This is a genomic window from Pseudorhodobacter ferrugineus DSM 5888, from assembly GCF_000420745.1.
Taxonomy (GTDB): Bacteria; Pseudomonadota; Alphaproteobacteria; order Rhodobacterales; family Rhodobacteraceae; genus Pseudorhodobacter; species Pseudorhodobacter ferrugineus.
Map to the genome: position 1 here is coordinate 35556 of NZ_ATVN01000004.1, position 18686 is coordinate 54241.

12 protein-coding genes are annotated in these 18686 nt (G+C 57.9%); 4 read left to right on the plus strand and 8 right to left on the minus strand.

The window, feature by feature from the left end; all coding sequences use genetic code 11:
* Positions 1-9 precede the first annotated feature (9 nt).
* The 3 genes from G560_RS0104880 to G560_RS0104890 form a co-directional block, all read right to left on the minus strand.
* On the minus strand, positions 10-1605 hold the full coding sequence (locus tag G560_RS0104880; protein WP_022703189.1) for a TRAP transporter large permease: 1596 nt from the start codon (positions 1603-1605) through the stop codon (positions 10-12).
* 3 nt (positions 1606-1608) lie between these two features.
* Complete coding sequence (locus G560_RS0104885; protein WP_022703190.1) at positions 1609-2400, minus strand: TRAP transporter small permease subunit; 792 nt, start codon at positions 2398-2400, stop codon at positions 1609-1611.
* 123 nt (positions 2401-2523) lie between these two features.
* The gene (locus G560_RS0104890) at positions 2524-3531 is read right to left on the minus strand and encodes a TRAP transporter substrate-binding protein (protein ID WP_022703191.1); all 1008 of its coding nucleotides are present in this window, start codon (positions 3529-3531) and stop codon (positions 2524-2526) included.
* A 217-nt stretch (positions 3532-3748) separates the two neighbouring features.
* Between G560_RS0104890 and G560_RS18590 the strand changes: the two genes are divergently transcribed.
* A complete protein-coding gene (locus G560_RS18590) occupies positions 3749-4426 on the plus strand; it encodes a GntR family transcriptional regulator (protein ID WP_022703192.1) in 678 nt (225 codons plus the stop codon).
* Positions 4427-4445: 19 nt separating this feature from the next.
* Here the strand turns inward: G560_RS18590 and G560_RS0104900 are convergent, their stop codons facing one another.
* The gene (locus tag G560_RS0104900) at positions 4446-5393 is read right to left on the minus strand and encodes a 2-hydroxyacid dehydrogenase (protein WP_022703193.1); all 948 of its coding nucleotides are present in this window, start codon (positions 5391-5393) and stop codon (positions 4446-4448) included.
* Positions 5394-5659: 266 nt separating this feature from the next.
* On the opposite strand from G560_RS0104900, the gene G560_RS0104905 reads away from it, so the two are divergent.
* Entirely contained in the window at positions 5660-7564 is a 1905-nt protein-coding gene (locus tag G560_RS0104905; protein WP_033419260.1) for a polysaccharide biosynthesis protein, read from the plus strand.
* A gap of 159 nt (positions 7565-7723) precedes the next feature.
* Positions 7724-8545: a YihY/virulence factor BrkB family protein gene (locus G560_RS0104915; RefSeq protein ID WP_022703196.1), complete on the plus strand. Its 822-nt coding sequence runs from the start codon at positions 7724-7726 to the stop codon at positions 8543-8545.
* On the opposite strand, the gene G560_RS0104920 is transcribed toward G560_RS0104915, so the two are convergent.
* Positions 8539-12396 carry a translocation/assembly module TamB domain-containing protein gene (locus tag G560_RS0104920; RefSeq protein ID WP_022703197.1) on the minus strand — a complete coding sequence of 1286 codons (3858 nt, stop codon included), beginning with the start codon at positions 12394-12396 and terminating at the stop codon, positions 8539-8541. The genes G560_RS0104915 and G560_RS0104920 overlap by 7 nt on opposite strands.
* Positions 12396-14174 carry an autotransporter assembly complex protein TamA gene (locus G560_RS0104925; protein ID WP_022703198.1) on the minus strand — a complete coding sequence of 593 codons (1779 nt, stop codon included), beginning with the start codon at positions 14172-14174 and terminating at the stop codon, positions 12396-12398. The genes G560_RS0104920 and G560_RS0104925 overlap by 1 nt, the downstream gene beginning before the upstream one ends.
* Positions 14175-14387: 213 nt before the next feature.
* On the opposite strand from G560_RS0104925, the gene G560_RS0104930 reads away from it, so the two are divergent.
* Complete coding sequence (locus G560_RS0104930) at positions 14388-15695, plus strand: cytochrome-c peroxidase (protein ID WP_022703199.1); 1308 nt, start codon at positions 14388-14390, stop codon at positions 15693-15695.
* Here the strand turns inward: G560_RS0104930 and G560_RS0104935 are convergent.
* Positions 15692-17203, minus strand: a complete 1512-nt coding sequence (locus G560_RS0104935; protein WP_028913744.1) for a CRTAC1 family protein — start codon at positions 17201-17203, stop codon at positions 15692-15694. The genes G560_RS0104930 and G560_RS0104935 overlap by 4 nt on opposite strands.
* A complete protein-coding gene (locus G560_RS0104940; protein WP_033419256.1) occupies positions 17200-18492 on the minus strand; it encodes an ROK family transcriptional regulator in 1293 nt (430 codons plus the stop codon). The genes G560_RS0104935 and G560_RS0104940 overlap by 4 nt, the downstream gene beginning before the upstream one ends.
* Positions 18493-18686 lie beyond the last annotated feature (194 nt).

An 18686-nucleotide genomic window follows, 5' to 3' on the forward strand; every position in this document is an offset into this window, starting at 1 on the left:
ACCCTTTCCTTACAGGAACACTGAAATAATCGGCGGCCAGATCAGCAAGACGGACAGCGCCAAAAGCTGGATGCAGATAAAGGGCAAAAAGCCTTTGAAGATGTCGGTCAGTGAAATATGCGCCGGTGCCACGGATTTGAGGTAAAACGCGGCGGGCCCAAAGGGTGGCGACAAGAACGACACCTGCATGTTCATACAGAACACCACACCAAACCAGATCGCGACATGGCGGGGGTTCAACTCTCCGAACAGGCCAAGCTCTTCGACGGGCAGTTTCAGAACGATTGGCAGGAACACGGGCATAACCAGCAGTACAATGCCCACCCAATCCATCAAAGCGCCAAGGATCAGGAAGATCAGCATCATCACAAGGATGATCCCCATCGCCGGCACATCAAGACCGACAATCGCGCTGGCGATATAGGTTGGGCCGCCTGCGATGGTATAGGCGCCTGCCAGCGCGGTTGCGCCAATCGTTACCCAAATGATCGTTCCGGTCGATTTCAACGTGCGCTTAAGGCTGTCCCACAGCAAATGGCCCGTCATTTCGCCGCGCATCACGGCAATAACGAACACGGCGATGGCCCCCATGCCTGCCGCCTCGGTTATCCCCGTAATACCGCCGTAAATCGACCCAAGCACCACACCAATTACCAAGATCGGCGCGACAAGACCTTTGCCCATCGCCCAGCTTTTCTTGAACCGGTCCTTGCCAAAGACAAAGGCAACAAGGGCTGTACAAATCAACACAAATGCCCCGATTTTCCAGACATATTCAGGTGTGCCCAGGGTGATAGGGTCCACCCCTTCGATAAAGCGGTTTTGGCCCGTGACTGTAAAGAACGCCACACGCAACCACAGCGCCGCACCAAAGCCCGCGCCCAAGGTGGCAAGGAAGGTCAGGAACAGCATCGTCTTTTCACGGCCCTTGGGGTCGTTCGGATCATCGGGCGGCAAAGGCGCATCTTCGGGGCGCAGTTGCGTGCGGATGATGATATAGATGATAAAGAACGACGCCAGCATGAACCCTGGCAGGAAGGAAGCGGTGAACAGCGCCTTGATCGAGGTTTCGGTGATAAGCCCGTACATAATAAGCACAATCGACGGCGGAATCATGGTGCCCAGCGAACCCGACGCGCAGATAACACCAATCGCAAGGTTCTGGTTATAGCCGAGTTTGAGCATTTGCGGCAGGGCGATCAGGCCCAACAGCACCACCTCGCCGCCGATGATCCCCGACATCGCCGCCATGATGACGGCCATGATGGATGTGACAATCGCAATGCCGCCACGGGTGCGCGACAACCAGACGTTCAGGCTGTCATACATTTGCCCCGCGATGCCCGACCGTTCCAAAAGGTTGGCCATAAAGATAAATAACGGGATGGAGATTAGTACATAATCCGTCAGCAACCCGTAAATCCGTTGCGACAAAATCCCCAATGGCCCCGTGCCAAAGGTGCCAAACAAAAAGTCCGGCCCGAATTTCATGAACATCACCAGCGCGGCAAGTGCTGCCGAGGCAAAGCCCAAAGGCATGCCGATGGCCAGCAACAACAGCATCGCAAGCAGCAAGACCAAGGAAATGGTTGAGATATCAAACATGGATTAGCCCTTTTTCGTGAGCTTTGCGCCCATTTCCTGAACGAATTCTTCGATTTCACTTTCATCGACCACGGCGTGGATCTCCTTGTCCTTGCCCCAGTCATTGATCAGGTTAATCACGGCTTGCAACGCCACCAGACAGATAAAGACAATCAGCAAGGGCTTGATCGTGGCGGGGATAGGCGGGTCAAAGGCGGTGCCAAAGGTTTCCCAGCGCATGAATTTATCCCGCGCCTCGTTGTAACTGCCCCACAGCATCACAAAGGCAAAGCCGACAATCAGCGCGGTGGAAAACAAGTCGCAGACCCGCTGCAGATTGCGCGGCATCATGTCATACAGCAGGTAAATCCGGATATGCGAGCGTTGCTGCATCGCATAAAGGCCCGAAAACAGAAAGATCGCGCCAGCCATCCACAAGGACAGCTCATTCGCCCAAAGCGTTGGCTTTTCAAAGACATAGCGCGCGACGACTTCGTAGAACATGACCAGAACCAGCGACACGATCAACAGCATGGTGACGCGACCCATAAACAGGCTCATCCGGTCAAAAACGCCCATATTGGTGCCTTCTTGCGCGGTGGGGCGGATGGTTAGAACGCCTATAACCAGTGACCCGATTGCGCCAAACAGCGCCAGAAATTCCAACACGCCCGCAGTTGGGAACCGCGTAATCATGGCATCCGACGCATGGCCGGAAAAGACGATCAGGCGGGGCGTATACCACGCCAGATAGCCCGCCGCAAAAACGAACACCAAGGGCCAAAGCAGCTCTCTTGAAGCACTTGACGCGCGCATGTCGCGACTCCTTTATTTCGGAAAGTAATTATTTTTTTATCACATGAAAGTCACCATAGAGGTGCTGCGGTCAGGTGAAAACGGCAGGCAAGGAAAGCCCTCGCCTGCCGTGGCATCATAAGCTTATTTCTTAACCAGACCAAGCTTGGTCAGGAAGGCCATGTGGCTGTCAACCAAGGCGCGTGCCTCGGGTGTTTTTTCAGCCCAGCCCTGCCATGCCGCCTGTGCGGCGGCACGGAACTCGGCACGGTCAGCTTCGGACCAGTTGGAAATGGTCACGCCTTCGGCTTCCAGCTGTGCTTTGGCTTCAAGGTTCTTCACCTCGAATGTCAGCGCGATCTGGAACGACAGCTTTTGCATTGCCACTTCCAAGATGCGCTTGTGCTGATCGCTCAGGCTGTCCCATTTGGCTTTGTTACAGGCCAAGTGGTCGGATGGCATGGAGTGAAAGCCAGGGAAGTTGGCGTTCTTGGCGATGTCATAAAGGCCCATGCCTTTGTTGTTCGCCAGACCCGACGCATCGGCCCCATCAATGATGCCGGTTTCAAGCGCGGTAAAGATTTCGGTGAAATCCATCACGACAGGCTTGGCACCCAAGGATGCAAAAATCTCGGTTTCCAGACCTGGAGGGGAACGGAATTTCCAATCCTTCAAATCGGCCATACCACGGATAGGCTTGGTAGATGCAAAAGATTCAAGCCCATAGATCGACCAACCGATCAGCTTCATCCCGTACTGGCCATACAGAGCGTCAGCCGCTTCAAAGCCACCGTTATAAAGCCACGCATACTGCTGCCACGGGGTGTCATAGCCGCCCATGATATCACCAACGAATTGGAACGCAGGGTTTTTGCCGGTCTGATAGGCGCCGCCTGTCATGTCGCAATCCAGGATGCCGGTTGCTGCGGCGTCAAAGGTTTCCACCGTTTTTACAACAGACGACGAATAGAACATTTCAATCGCCAGATCGCCGCCGGACATCACAGTCACATCGTCAACAAATTGCTGGATCTGTTTGCCCGACTCGGTCTCGGGGGCGTAATGGTTTTGAATGCGCAGCGTTTCGGCGGTGGCCGGGGCGGCAATGGCAGCCGCGACAAGCGCTGGCACGATATAGGTGCTAAATTTCATGGTTCCTCCCAGAACGACTGTTAAATTGGCTTTTGGGGCACGCGCCCTTTCACGGCCCGACAGGACGTTTGGTCCTTGTCCATGTCAACGCTAACGGAGTTCGGACAAATTGCAACCATTTTGGTATACCAAAAAATTTGTTTTTTATTTTGGTCCGGTTTTGCACTATGAAAGACCGTGCGCCGATCAAAACAGTTGGAATGGACCTGAGTGCCCTATGTCGGAACTAACACTGGCCGAACAAATCGCAGACAGCCTGCGCCGCGACATTCTGGTCGGAACCCTTGCCCCCGGCGCGCTTATCAAAGAACGCGACAACTCGGCAGGTCATGGTGTAAGCCGCACCCCGCTGCGTGAGGCGATCCGGATTTTGGCAAGCGAAGGGTTGGTGGTTTTGCGGCCATCGCGCAGCCCGATTGTCGCCGACCCGACGTTGAAGGAAATCACCGACGATTTGATCGTGATGAACACGCTGGAGTCGCTTGGCGCGCGACTGGCTTGCTTGAATGTTACGGCGCCCGAGCTGGCAGAAATTGAAGCCTTGAACGAAAAGATGCTGGACATTTCGGACACCGCCGATTCGGTAGATTATTTCGAGGTGGATATGCGGTTTCACCGTCTGATCACCGCCGCATCGCATAATGTATCGCTGATCGACACACATGCCGCCTATATGGCGCGGCTGTGGCGGCCCCGGTTTTTGGCCGCCAGCCTGCGCCGCGACAGGCCGCGCGTGTTGCAACAGCACGGCGCGATGGTCAAAGGCCTGCGGACCCGCGATGTCACGCTGGTAAGCGCAGAGGTGGAAAGCCATATGCGGCATCTGGCGCTGAACATCACCGACATTTACGAACGCAAGGAAAACCCGACCGCAGCAAAAGCAGTCGGGGCTTGAAAGCCTAAATTTACAGGCGTTAGTTGACGGGCGTCAGCAACCGCTTACCCGCCAGATGCGCGCGGATATTGGCACGCTGCAATGCCCCCATCCCCTTGCGGGTTTCAACTGTGGCCGAGCCTTGGTGCGGCTGCAAATACACGTTCTTCAACGCCAAAAAGCGTGGGTCAAACTGCGGCTCGACCCGGAACACATCCAACGCGGCGCCACGAATATGCCCCGCCTCCAGCGCCTCTAGCAAGGCATCTTCGTCAATCGTGGTCCCGCGAGAGATATTGGCGATCACTGCATCTGCCCCCATCGCGGCGATAACATCGCGCGACACATAGTTTTCGGTGGCTTTACCTCCCACCAGCGCCACGACCATATAGTCGCAAGCCGCCGCCAACCCTTCGGGTGTTTCATGCCAAACCCAACCTGCCGGCGTGTTCTTTTTGCTGCGGCTGTGATAGTGGATTTCCATCTTGAACGCCGCCAAACGGTCCGCAATCTCGCGGCCAATGCGGCCCAGCCCCATGATGCCCGCCCGCGCACCGCTAAATTTGCGCGCCAAAGGTGGGTCGCCTTTTTCCGCCCAATCGCCGCGCGCCTGCCATGCCGCATTGAACGCCATGTTACGGGTAAAGGACAACAACATCGCCACGGCAAGATCGGCAACATCATCGTTCAAAACATCCGGCGTATTGGTGACACGGACCCCGCGTTTCGTCGCCGCCTCGACATCAATTGCGTCATAGCCGACGCCGTAATTCGCGATGATCTCCAAACTTGGCAGCAGGTCCATCTCGGTCGCACCAAAAGGATTGTGGCCTTTATAGGCCACCGCTTTGATCCCCTGACGCCGCGCCACGTCGACCCCAGCCAAGGCGCTGGCCGATGCGATTTGCAACAGGTCAAACCCTTCCTGCATGTCGGGAACATCCCAGTCAGCATAGGCGCCAATAGCAAGAAGGGCGGGAAGTGTCATGGCTGTTTCCTTTTGTCGATTGGTCGATACGGTGGAGAGATTGCCAAAATGGTATACCAAATTTCTAGCGACTTCTGGTTTGCAACACCAGCCCCCAAAAGCGGCGCCGTATTTTCCAAAGGATCAAGGATGCCCCGCGCAAACTTACAAAAGACAAGCCAACCCAAGCCAGCATTAAGCAATGTTTAATCAATTCAAATTAGCCAGATAGGGTCGCCTGCGGTTAAACGCGCTTTGTTAACCGATCGCTCTAGTTGGGAATGTTGATGCCGCCCTTTCGGACCTTCTTTTTCAATCGCGTGAAACGGCTGTCTCGGTCGCAAAAAAAGCTGTGCCTTGCGCTGGTTGATGTTGTGCTTGCCCCAATCTCGTTTCTACTTGCTTTTGGGGTTATGTACGAAACGCTTCCTGACGTGGCATTTTTTCAAACCCACGGGGCGGTTTTGCTGATTTTGGCAGGTCTGGGGGGCGCGTTTTCTGTTGCGCTGAAAATGCCGAACATCAAACTCAATTCCTATGAGGCGCATGGTATTTTGCGCACGGGGGCAATGACGCTTTTGGTGGCTGGCAGCCTTACATTGGTTGTCGCGGCCTTGGGGGTCGCAGTGCCGCGGCTTGGCATCATTCTGTTTGGCCTGTTCTTTTTTCTGTCAGCCGTGGCCCTGCGGTTTGCGATGTTGCACACGCTGTTGTGGGTGCTTCGTGCCGATCAGCCGCGCCAACGCGTGCTGATTTACGGTGCAGGAAAAACGGGGGAACAATTGCTTGCCGCGCTGCGGTCGCATGACAGCATTTGGCCCGTTGCCTTTGTCGATGACAATCCGGCGTTGCACAATTTGTCGTCGGGCGGGCTGCATATTTACGGTTCGGACCGGATTTTGGAACTGACCGCGCGGCTGGGCGTTGACAGGATCTTGCTAGCGATGCCGTCTGTATGCGCGCCAAAACTGGCGCAAATCGCCTGCAAACTTCAGGTTATGGGGCTGACCGTCATGTCGGTGCCCTCCTTTGCGCAGATCACAGGGGTAGAACGGCTTGTCGATACGCTGACCCTGATCGAACCCGACACGTTTTTGGGGCGCATGCAGGTTGGCAATGCCATGCCTTTGGGGACCGAAGCGTACCAAGGGCGGACCATTTTGGTATCGGGCGCAGGGGGGTCGGTTGGCGCGGCGCTGTGTCGAAAACTATTGTCCAGCAAACCGGCCTGTATCGTCTTGTATGAGGCAAGCGAATTCGCACTTTACACCGTTGAACGCGCGCTTTCAAAGCTGGCGGCAGATACGGGAACACGCCTTCAGCCTATCCTTGGATCAATCAGCGATAGCCGTTTGGCCCGCACGGTCATGGTGGAACACAAGGTCGAAGTCGTCTTTCATGCTGCCGCCTATAAGCATGTGCCCTTGGTCGAGGCGAACCCGATTTCCGGCTTGGCAAACAATGTTTTAGGCACGCGCAGCTTTGCTGATGCCGCGATTGCAGCTGGCGTTCAAAAGTTTGTCCTTATTTCGACCGACAAGGCGGTACGGCCGACGAATGTGATGGGCGCATCGAAACGGATGGCTGAACTGGTCATCCAAGACCTTGCCAAACGCACACAAAGGACCGCATTTTCGATGGTACGGTTTGGCAATGTTCTCGGCTCGTCCGGCTCGGTCATACCCTTGTTCAAAGACCAGATCGCCAAGGGCGAAGCGATTACACTGACCCATGAAGATGTGACCCGTTATTTCATGACCTTGTCCGAAGCGGCGCGGCTTGTTTTGCTTGCCGGTTCCTTTTCTGATGCGCGCTGTGGCGGCGATGTGTTTGTGCTGGATATGGGCGAACCTGTTCGAATCCGCGATTTGGCCGAACAAATGATCCAAGCCGCAGGGTTGACGGTGTGTAGTGCCGATAGGCCTGACGGAGATATAGAAATTATTGTCACAGGGCTTCGCCCTGGTGAAAAGCTGCATGAAGAGTTGCTGATCGGCCAAGGTCTATTGCCGACCCCACACCCGAAGATCCTGCGCGCCGAGGAGCAAAGCCTGACGGAATTGCAAATGGCAACGGCCCTTCAGGCCCTGCGCGCAGCCGTTGAAACCGGTGATGTCGAACGCGCGCTTGGCATTCTGCACAGCTGTGTCGAAGGATACGGTGATCCGCTTCAAGGGATCGCTGCGCAGTAGCACCGCGCCGGATTACATTACCGCCCAAGCTGCGCATGACGACCGCGTCGCCACGGGCATTTTCCTGCCTTTCTTGTTGTGCTGCCCTTGCCTATAGTCCGCCTTCATGCTGGACCCCGTTTTTCCGGCCAAGTCCAGCCTTTGCGAGACGGAACCAGAATGACCCTTTTTCATGCCGCTCACCGTGTTTGGCTTCGGGCATCCAATGCCGAAATTGGCCTCATCTCGGCAGGGATTGCGTTTTTCGGGTTTCTTGCGGTCTTTCCTGCGCTGGCGGCAGTTATCACGATCTGGGGCTTTGCGGCCGATCCGATTGTCGTTCAAACCCAACTCGAACTTGCCGAAAACTACCTCCCGCCCGAGGCTTTTGATCTGCTTTATGGGCAGGTCCAGCGCATTCTGGCCACCAACAGCCGCAGTTTGGGGTTGGCGACTTTGGCCTCAACGCTGTTTGCCCTGTGGTCGGCGCGCGCGGGTGTTGGCGCGCTCATCAGCGGGATAAACGCCATCCACGGCCTTCCCAGCCGCAGTGGTGTGCGCCATGTGGTGCGGGCGTTTTTTCTGACATTGGTGCTGATCGGGTTGGTGTTGGCGGGAATGGTTTTGGCGGTTGTCATGCCCTTGGTCATCAGCTTTTTGCCGCTTGGGGCGGCCACGACAACCGCGCTGGGGGTCACAAACTTTCTGGTCGGGATCGCGCTGGTCATGCTCAGCATCGCCATCGCCTACAGGCTTGGCCCAAACCGCGCGAACAAAAAACAGCATCGCGTGTTTTTCACCATTGGCCTGCTTGTCGCCTTGGTGCTTTGGGTCGCCGTGTCGCGCGGGTTGGTGTTTTACCTTGGGAACTTCGCCAATTACAATCAGGTCTACGGCTCGATCGGTGCCGTGGTCGCCCTGTTGATGTGGTTTTACCTATCGGCCTTTGCCGTCTTGCTTGGGGCCGCTGTCGATGCCGAACGCGACAACCGCGCTCAGTAATCCTTCTCGATAAACACCCCAAGGGCAGATGTACCGTCTGCCCCAACGGACCCGCGAACAGTGACGTTTTTCTTTAGATCAAGGTTCAGGTTGATCTTGCTTTGCCCGTTCTGGTCTACCTCCACCTCGGTATAAACCCGTTTGGACAGGTACTTGCCCGCCTTGACCGACACGTTGCCATCCGCATCGGTGGACAGGTCAAGGTCATCCAAACCAAAACTTTTGCGAAGCGACCCCACAATCCCTTCGCCGCCTTTACCCGCAAGACTTGCCACCGCCGACGCCAGCTGGGCGGCCTGCAATGCCGAAATCGAGGTCAGATCGCGGCCAAACAAAAGCTGGGCCAACACCTCTTCTTGCGGAAGATCGGGGGTCGAGGTGAAGGTTATTTCGGGGTCATCGGCGCGGCCCTTGATGTTCACCGAAGTCGTCACGTTTTCACCTTCATTCGTGGCAACAATCGAAATGTAAGGGATCAGATCGCCTTGCAACAACAGTTGCGCCTCAGTCAGGTCAAGCCGTTTGCCGAGTATTTCCAAGCGCCCGCGGATTAGTTCAAACGCACCGCTGGGAATAACCGTGTTGGTGTCGCCGCGCACCATAACACGGCCCCCAAATTCGGCATCAATCCCGCGCCCGCGCAAAAAGATGCGGGACGGCGCGCTGATGACAAGGTTAAGGCCAAAGGACCGCGCATTCGCCGCCTTGCCACCACCGCCAAGGTCAATCAGCCCCGCCTTATACCGCGTTTGTTTGACCGCCGCGGGTTCATTCTTGTGCTTTAACCCGGGCAGCGACCCGATACTGGAAAATCCGGATGTCGGCACCCGCAGCTCTGCCTCGCGGATATTTACCGCGCCGCCAATCACAGCGCCCCCTGCCAGCGGCCCTTTGATCGTGACATCGCCGCCCAAGGATACGTTGTAAAGATCAGGGTCTTTAAGCGTCGCATTGCGCAGCGTAACGGCCAGATCGGTAGGATTGGGTGCCGCCAATCCGATGGTTCCCTCCACCGCCAAACTGCCGCCCGTGCTGGGGGCCGAGGTCATATTCAGCCGCAGCTGATTGCCGCCCAACGTGACGGTTGAGGCGATATCTTGCAGACCAAACGGCAGGTTCGGGGCCGAAAAGCGCCCCCCCGTCAGGCTGCCTGTGCCCGACAGCGACGACAACGCCAAGAGGCCATTCAACCGCAGATCAAACCGCGCTTGTCCCGAAATAGACCTTGGGCCCAAAAACGCATTGGCCAATGCCGCTTGCGCCGATCCGGTGATCGCCAGATCCGCGCCGCGGAAATTCGGCGCCACCCGCCCTGCAACCCGCGCATCAATCCCGCCCGGCCCTGTGCCTTTCAGATCCAGCGTCATGCCGTTGCCGTTTTCAACAACACTGCCCGCCACCGTCACAGCGCCCGGAAAATCCGGCACCAGCAGTGCAAGATTGGCCAGCCGCGCCTCAAGTTGCACCTGCCGGACATCATCGGTCACGGTGCCGGTCGCCTTGGCCGTGATTTGCGGGTTTGACACAGTCGCGCTTTCCACCACCAACCTGCGGTCACGGAGATTTACGGCCGCGTTTACAACACTTTTGCCCCGCAACAGGCTATCGGCCGGCGCATTGCCGATGGCCAAATTCGTGCCTTGTCCGGCCAGTTCTGCCCGCCCCGCCTCCAGCGTGCCTTTGGCCGTCACAACCGCCTGCAATGCCCCGCGATAGCCCGCCCCCAGCGGCGACAGGTTGGGCAGCGCCAGATTGGCCGTCACATCGCTGCCCGTAGGGTCGATATAGCCGGTCGCATCGGCGTTGATTTGCGGGTTGGCGATTTCGGCCTTTTCCAGCGTCAGCCGCTGCCCTTGCACACCGATTGCCACCGACAAACGGCTTTGCCCTGCAATCAAGGCATCGGCCTGCGCTTGGCCGATTTTCAAGGCATTCCCGATCCCGTCCAGCGTAATTCGGCCATTTTCAGGTGTGCCGGAAAAGGTGGCATCGGCCTGCAGGCTGCCGCCATATTTGTCACCCAAAGACGACAGGTCGGCAAAGCTCACGGTGCCTTTCAGGTCGCTACCGTCACTGGCCAGCTTGCCCTTGGCCGTTGCCACAAGCTGCTGGGCCGTGATGTTCAGGCTGCGCAAGAATGTGCCCTGTTTCGACCGTGCCGCGGCAAATTCAATCTCGGACGCGCCTTTCAGCAGGTTGTCCAACTCGACAATCCCAAGGGTGATATTGGTGCCTTTGACTTTGCCCACGGCATCAAATTCACCGCCGAGCGGGCTTATTTGACCGCTGATCCGAAAGGCCCCTTTGCCGCCCAGCGCGCGGCCCGCCAAAGGCGACAGGCGCGACAGGTTGTTATATTCGGCCTCAATACTGCCCCGCGTTCTGAAACCGCTTTCAAGGTCGGCAATCCGCGCAGAGGTGGTGATCTTGTATCCGGGGGTTGGGCCCCCTTCGGTCAGCTCCAACTTGCCAATCCGAAAGCCAAGCCCGCCTTTTTGCCAGTCAAACACCAGCTTGCCATCAACGGCTTGCCCAAGCGCTGCGGCAAGGTTTTGATCGGTCAGCGCCACGTCCTCGGCCCCAAATACCAACGTGCCGCCGATAATCGTGCCACCGCTGCCCGCACGCCGGTTGATCCGCCCCGACCCTTTGATCGACGCCGTTCCCACCGCCACATCAGCGCGGGCAACGTCTGTCACCGTGACAGCCGCATTCCAACCATCGCCTTTTGTCGCGTCAAACCCGACGCGCAAATCGGCGCTGGCAACGCGGGTTTCATCGGCCCCGCCAAATGGCAGCAAAATCGGTTCGCCACTGGGCAGGCCCAACCGTCCCACCAGTGTGAATTTTTGCGGCAGCCCATCAGTCGCAATCGTCGCAGCCCCGTCCAAAGACAAGGCCCGCGTTTTCAAAGCCAAGGCCGACAGGTCCAACTGGCCGGACTCTTTGCGCTGCCCTTCGGCTTTGAACGCCACTTCGGTGCCGAAAAATTCGGCGTAATCGGGCAGGAAAAGCGGTGCAACATCGCCGTTCAGATTGACGACAAAACTTTGCGCGCCGTCATCGCTGCCCTTTAGCGTCACCTCACCCGCCAGCCGTTCCTGACCGTCGGTGCGCAGGTCCAGCGTGGCTATAAAATCATCCAACGGCCCCGCACCTGCGATTTTCAGCGCAACGGACGGCTTGCCCGGAAGGTCAAGCAAACTGGCGGCAATCCCTTCTGCCTCTTCTGTCAGGTCCAGATCAAGGTTCAGCTGCTTGGTGGTGTTGTTATAGGCAATCTTTAGCGCCAGCTGCCCGTCCGGCCCCTCGCCCACCCGCGTCAGCGACAGATCGGCGCTTCCATCGCCACCTTTCAGCTTGGCCGATGCCGCAAACGACCCTTCGATCCGCTGCCCCAAAACCGATGCATCAAGCACGATTCGCTTGGCCGACAGCGTGTTGATTTCAATCGACACAGGCAGTTCGGGCAGGGCAAAACCGGTTGCCTCGGGCGCAGGAATGGCATTGGGGTCGGGCAAGGGTTTGCGCGCGACGATCACCTCATCCGCGGTCAATTCCGTCACATCGACCACGCCAAGCAACAGCGACGCGCGGCTCCAATCCAGCGTGACATTGTTCAAGGTCAGCCAAACACCTTGGGTGTCGGCAATGCTCAGACTTTGAATTTGGGCCTGCGATGAAAACGCACCGCTAAAGCCGGTCACGGTCACGGTGCGGCCCGCGCCTGACAAGTTGTCCTCTAGAAACGCAGTCAGCAGGTCACGCTCGTCGGTTTGGTTATCAGCTTGGGCCGCGGCCATAAACGGCAGCGACAACACAAAAACAAGGATGATCCAAAACGCGCGCATCAAAACGACTGCCCTATGCCAACGTAAACCTGCGCACCTTTGCCGCCGCCCGAAATCGGCGCACCTATATCCAACCGGATCGGCCCAAATCCTGTGGCATAGCGCAGCCCGAACCCTGCCCCTGCGTGGCTTTGGGTCACGCCGGCCAGCAACCCGTCCGATGCGATTTGACCAAAATCAGCAAAGCCCACAAGCCCAATCGTTTTGGTGACTTTGCCCCGCACCTCTAACGATGCACCAATAAACCCAGTGCCGCCGGTTCGGTTTCCGGTGACGGTTGATGTATATCCAAGCGATTGGAACGAATGGCCGCGCACGGTGCCGCCGCCACCCGAATAGAACAAAAAGTCAGGTGGCAAATTGTCGATGGACCCACCCATAACAGTTTTCGCCTGCAGGCGCGCGGCAAGTGTAATGCGATCATCTTCGCCGAAGCTGCGGTAGGCCCGGGCATCCAGATTGAACCGGAACCCCGAGTCTGACGCACCAAAGCCCAAAAACGGGGCCGCCTCGGCGTCGACATAAAAGCCTTGGGTTGCATCGGTTTTAGAATTGCGCTTGTCCCATGTTATGCCAATCGGCAAAGCAAGGTTGCGGAAATTGATCGTGCTTGTGGGGTATTGCACGCGGTATTGCGAATATTCCAACCCGATCCGGCCCGTAATTTCGCGTGACAAATAGTGGGTGAAACCAATGCCAGCTTCGACATAATCTTGGGTGAAATCTGTGTCCGCCTCATGGCCGATCTTGAAAAACGATGTGCCCGTGGTGTCCGCGCTCAGGGTCGCGGGGCGGTCCAGCGTAAAGCCCAGCGCATAATCAACCCCGTTGTTTTGGGCACCAATCTGGGCAATCTCGCCTTCCACACGGAAACGCTCGCCGCCGCCCAGCAGGTTGCGGTGCAGCCAATAGCCGCTGATCTTGGCGCCTTCGGTGCTTGCCACCTCAACGCCAAATCCAAAGCGGCGGGGTTTTTCCTCGACCACACGGGCCGAAATACCCAATGTGTCGGGGGCCGTAATTGCATCGTCTTCGACCAAGGCAACCGACCGGAAAATTCCAGTCCGGCGCAGGCGTTCGGCAGCATCTTCCAACTCTTCGGGGCTGAATTGTTCGCCCGTCGGCAGGCCCGCGATCTTGATGATCCGGCGCACGTCCATCCGGTCTTGCCCTGAAACGGCCAACGGCCCAAAGCGCAGGCGCGGCCCTGCTGTCACCGTCAAATCCGCCGCCAACGTGGCGGTCGCATGGTCGGCCGTCAAATCCTGCCCCGTCACGTCTGCTTTGGCATGGCCGGCCGCGCGCCAGCCGTCAACCGCTGTCGACGCCGCCGCCGATACCACATCACTTTCCGCCACAGCCCCCACGCGGTAGTCTTCGGGCAGCTTAGTGTCGGCGGCCAAGGGTGCAATCCGCGTCTTTGAAAACGTGAACGCAGGGCCCGGAGTCACCTGAACCGTAATCGAATTAATCACGTTCGGGGCATCAAGCGGCGGAATATCCGCCACCTCACGGCCATTGATGCGAATTTCGACAACGCCCGAATAGCGCCCCATCGCATAAAGCGCGCCTACCAACCGCCCGTAATCGGCACGCGCCGACGCAAACAGATCTTGGGCGTTTGTCGTGCCTTCGGATTGGGCTGCAAGCAGCAGCGACGCGCCGCGCAAAGCCAATGCAACATCTGCATCATTACCTGTGACAGTAAAGCCAATGGGGTCCAAGGCGCGCGCCGGACCACCAAAGGCAAGCGTCACGCCCAAACAAAGCGCCGCCATGCCCAAGCCTTTGTGCCTCACTCGCCGCATTCCGCCTCCGGCCGTTTATTCTCTATTATTACTACATCTATTGCACTTTGACCGTGAACATACAACGAAACGAACCCGTGATCTTTTCGATATCGGCAACAATAGGCGCATTTTTCGTTTTCCGTTTGCTTAGGATTCAGCATATATTGCGGGGCGGAGGCGAACATGCACAAAACCCTAGCTATGATACCGCTGTTCACGGCGTTTGGTTCCCTCGTTTTGGCAGAAACACCGCCAAAGCCCCTTACCGACGCCGATTTTCGACAGCACTCGACGGCCGAAGTGGCCTTGGGCCAGTTGTTGTTTTGGGATGCCGAATTGTCGGGAAACCGTAACATTTCGTGTGGAACCTGCCACCATCCGCGCTTTGGCACTGGCGATGGTGTGTCTTTGGCCTTGGGCGAAGGCGGAAAAGGCCTTGGCCCCGACCGCCGCTCCGACCCCGAAAACCTGCCCGAACAACGCATCCCACGCAACGCGCCGGCCTTATTCAACCTCGGCGTTTTGGATCTGCGCACCATTTTTCACGATGGCAGGATAGAGGCTGACGCCACACGCGCGAGCAGTTTTAGGACGCCCTTAGAGGATGAAATGGTCACAGGTTTCGCCTCGCTTTTATCGGCGCAAAGCATGTTTCCGGTGCTGTCGCCCGATGAAATGGCGGGGCATTATTCCGAAAACGAAATCTCTAAGGCGGTGCGCACCGGCCAATTGACCGGCCCGAATGGCGCGTGGGAAAAGATCGCCGCGCGCGTCAGTGCGATCCCCGCCTATGCAGACCAGTTCAGCGCGGTTTACCCCGATATCGCAGCAGGCCGCCCGATCCATTTCACTGATATTTCCAACGCCATCGCAGCCTTTATCAGCGTCGAATGGAGGTCCGATACCGCGCCCTTTGATGCGTGGTTGCGCGGCGATGCGCCCTTGCCCGACCTTGCCACCCAAGGCGCAGATTTGTTTTACGGCACGGCAGGATGCAGCACCTGCCATTCCGGCCCCTTGCTGACCGATCAGGCCTTTCACGCGATGGGCAGCCCGCAATTGGGACCAGGCAAGGGTGAGAGGTTTGAAAGTGCTCAGCGCGATATTGGCCGCATGCGTGTGACCAACAAGGCGCAGGATATTTATGCCTTTCGTACACCATCCTTGCGCAATATCACCGCAACTGCACCCTATGGCCACGCAGGCGGGCACAGCGATTTACGCGCCTTTGTGATGCACCATGCAAACCCTGTGGCGGGTCTCGATGCCTATACGCCGCAAGCAGTTCTGTCAGAATTTGCGGCTGCCAAACCGGATTGGGCAATCGCTAATGACCCTATTGAGATCGCCGCGATCAAACAGGCCATCCATCACCCCCCCCGGCCGCTGACCAGCCCCGAGGCGGCCGCAATCATGGCCTTCCTTGACAGTCTCACCGACCCTGCGGCGATTGCAGGCCGCCTTGGCATTCCCGCAACGGTACCAAGTGGCTTGCCGATTGACCGCTAAGGTTGCGAAATCTGCACCACACCATTAGCCGCCACCGCCTGCCAATCGCCAAACGTGCCATCGGGCCAGATCACCCGTACCTCGGTACTCGGCGCAGCCCCAAGCCCGAAATGCAGCGGCAGCGCTTGGCCAGACACATGGCCACCACCCACGGTCACCTCGCGTGATTGCACGGTTTCACCCACGCGCACTTCAACCCACGCACCAACAGCAGCCGTATTCCCGCCCGCACCGCGCAAGGCCACGGCCAACCAATGCCCCGTGTTCGCAGTCGTATTCTGCCAAATTTCCATCTGCGCGCGGCGGTTGACTACGACAATATCCAAAAGCCCATCGGCATTCAGATCGGCCAGCCCCGCCCCGCGGGACCGATCAGACGTGCCAATCCCCGCAACATCGCCCCTTTCCACAAACACCCCGTCCGCGCCTTGCATTAGCAGGTTGTTCGGGTCGTGCATTGCGTTGGAAGGCATCTGATCGACGTTCCCTTTGGCGATAAACAGATCATCGCGCCCGTCATTATCAATGTCCCCAAACTCGGCATGCCAGCCCGTGCTAGGCCGCCCATCATCACCCATATAGGGCTGGTGCGCATAGGTCCCGATGCCAAAAGGCGCGTTTTCCAGCTTGCCGCCACCTTTGTTGATTTGCAGCAACTGGTCGCCCATCGAGGTCATCATCACTTCGGGCAACCCATCTGCCGTGATGTCACGGCTGGCAATCCCCATGCCCCACAGCGAAAAGCGCGGCCAATCCACCTGCGAATAGGGGGCCAGTGGGTTCAGGTGCCACATCTCCTCATATCCGCCACGGACATAGTAATGGCGGTCGTTGGAAATCCGCAGATCGGGGGTGCCGTTGCGTTTCCAGTCGGAAAACAGCATCGACAAGGCGCAATATCCGGGGGTCAGCAGTTCGGGTGCCCCGTATCCGCCGCCCGGTTTGGGGCGGTACAGGCTGTTGCTGTCACAGGCCTCAAACGGGCCATCGGCGCGGGCACGGTCAACATAATGGCCAATCGCAATCGTCGGCCAATCCTGCCCGTCTTCCCATGTTGCGCTAAAGGCGGTGGACCATTGATCGCCCATCGTCAGGCCCCAATCAGCGGTGGCATCGGTAAACGAACATGCAGGCCCGCCTTTCAAAAACACATCGGGACCAACCCGCAGCACGGCCAAATCCAACAGCCCGTCACCATCAAAATCCAACGGATAGGCCCCCGTCACCCCTGTCAGGTCCGGCAGGGCGCCTTGTACAAAGGCAATATCTCCCTTGGGCGCGGTGTCATTGACCAACAGGCTGGCCACGTTCGTGCCGCCCGCCACAAACAGATCAGGCCGCGCATCAGCGTTGCAATCGAAAACCGACACACCGCCACCGACAAAATGTTCCCACTCGCCGCCGTAAACAACGGGGGCAGGCAACGTCGCCGCACGGTTCACAAAGCTGGGATCGGCCAGCGCCGCATGGGCAACAAGCGCCCAAACCACCACGGACAGGCCCCTCATTGCGCCGCAACCTCGCGCGCGGCGCCATCCCGCGCGCCCGAAAGAAGGCTTTCCGTCACCGCCGAAAGCGCCAGCGCCGCCGCCCCTTGGGCCCACAGCATATCGCCCCAAGCATGAATCTCGATCGGCGGGCGCGGGCGGCCTGTGACAATGGAAAGATTGTCCATTTCCGCCAAAGTATCCGCGGCATAAAGGTAATCATACCGCATGCGTTCCCCGCTCAGGATAATCAGCGACGGGTCAAACAGGTTCACCACATTTGACAAGCCAACGGCCAAATAGCGCCCCGCCCGCCGAAAAATCGACCGCGCGGCAGTATTGCCTGCTTTGGCATGGTCATACAGACTTTCCAGCAGCACGTTGATGGATTGCCCGTCCTTACCTACCCAGTTCAGCGCGGTTGTCGCCTCTCGCGCCAGCGCATAATCGGCAACATAGGCCTCTAGGCAGCCGCGCTGGCCACAGCGGCACAAGGCCCCGTCCAGTTGCACCTTGGTATGTCCCAACTCCATCCCCAACCCTTGCGCACCGCGGTAAATGCGATGGTTGATCACCACACCCATGCCCACGCCATGTTCAATCGTGACCACGGCAAAATCCGAAAGGCCGCGCCCCGCGCCGAACCACAATTCGGCCAGCGTCACCAGATTGGCATCGTTATCCACCCTTACCGACAGGCCCAGATATTCGCTGGCCACATCGGCCAGCACCAACCCGCGCCCCGCCAAAACCGACGACCACAAAACCCGCCCCGTATGGCTGTCAATAAATCCCGGCAAGCCAAGGCCAAGCGCCGATACGTCCGACCGCGTGATCCCCGCCTTTTCGCACACCATGTCCAGCAGCTGCGCCAGAACCACCAAAAGCTGCGGCAATTCCATCGGTCCGGGGTTGCGGGTCATCGATTCATTGGCAATCAGATTCCCTGCAAAATCGACGATAACGGCCGTGTGTTCACGGTCCGACAGCTTTATCCCCGCCACGCGGTACGCATTTGCCCGCACCCCCAGCGCCACGGCAGGGCGCCCACGCCCCGCTTCCCCGTCACGCGGGGGGGCTGCGACCTCTTCCAGCAAACCAGACTCGATCAGTTCCGAAACACCTGTGGTCACGGACGCGGGGCTTACGCCCAGCTCCTTGGCCACTTGCACCCGTGCAATTGTTCCAGCGGCCCGCACCCGTTCAAAGATTTGTTGCCGCAAGGGCCGCGACGATTCTGACAGTGGCGGGATAAGCGGGCCACACCCTGGCACAGCGTTCGGGGTAAAGTTATTTCGCAGTTGCAGCATAATTAGTTTACTTCCCGAATTAAAAACTGCAGTCCACCCTGCAAAACGCCCAAGTTTTCGCTGCACAGCGGCATTTTCACCTAAAAATATCTGCTTAATCGCATAGTGGCAACTATTTTTATTTTGACAACTGAATTTAATATCGCCTACCAATGTAATGTACCGACGAATCCGTCGGACCGGCCCGCAAAGGG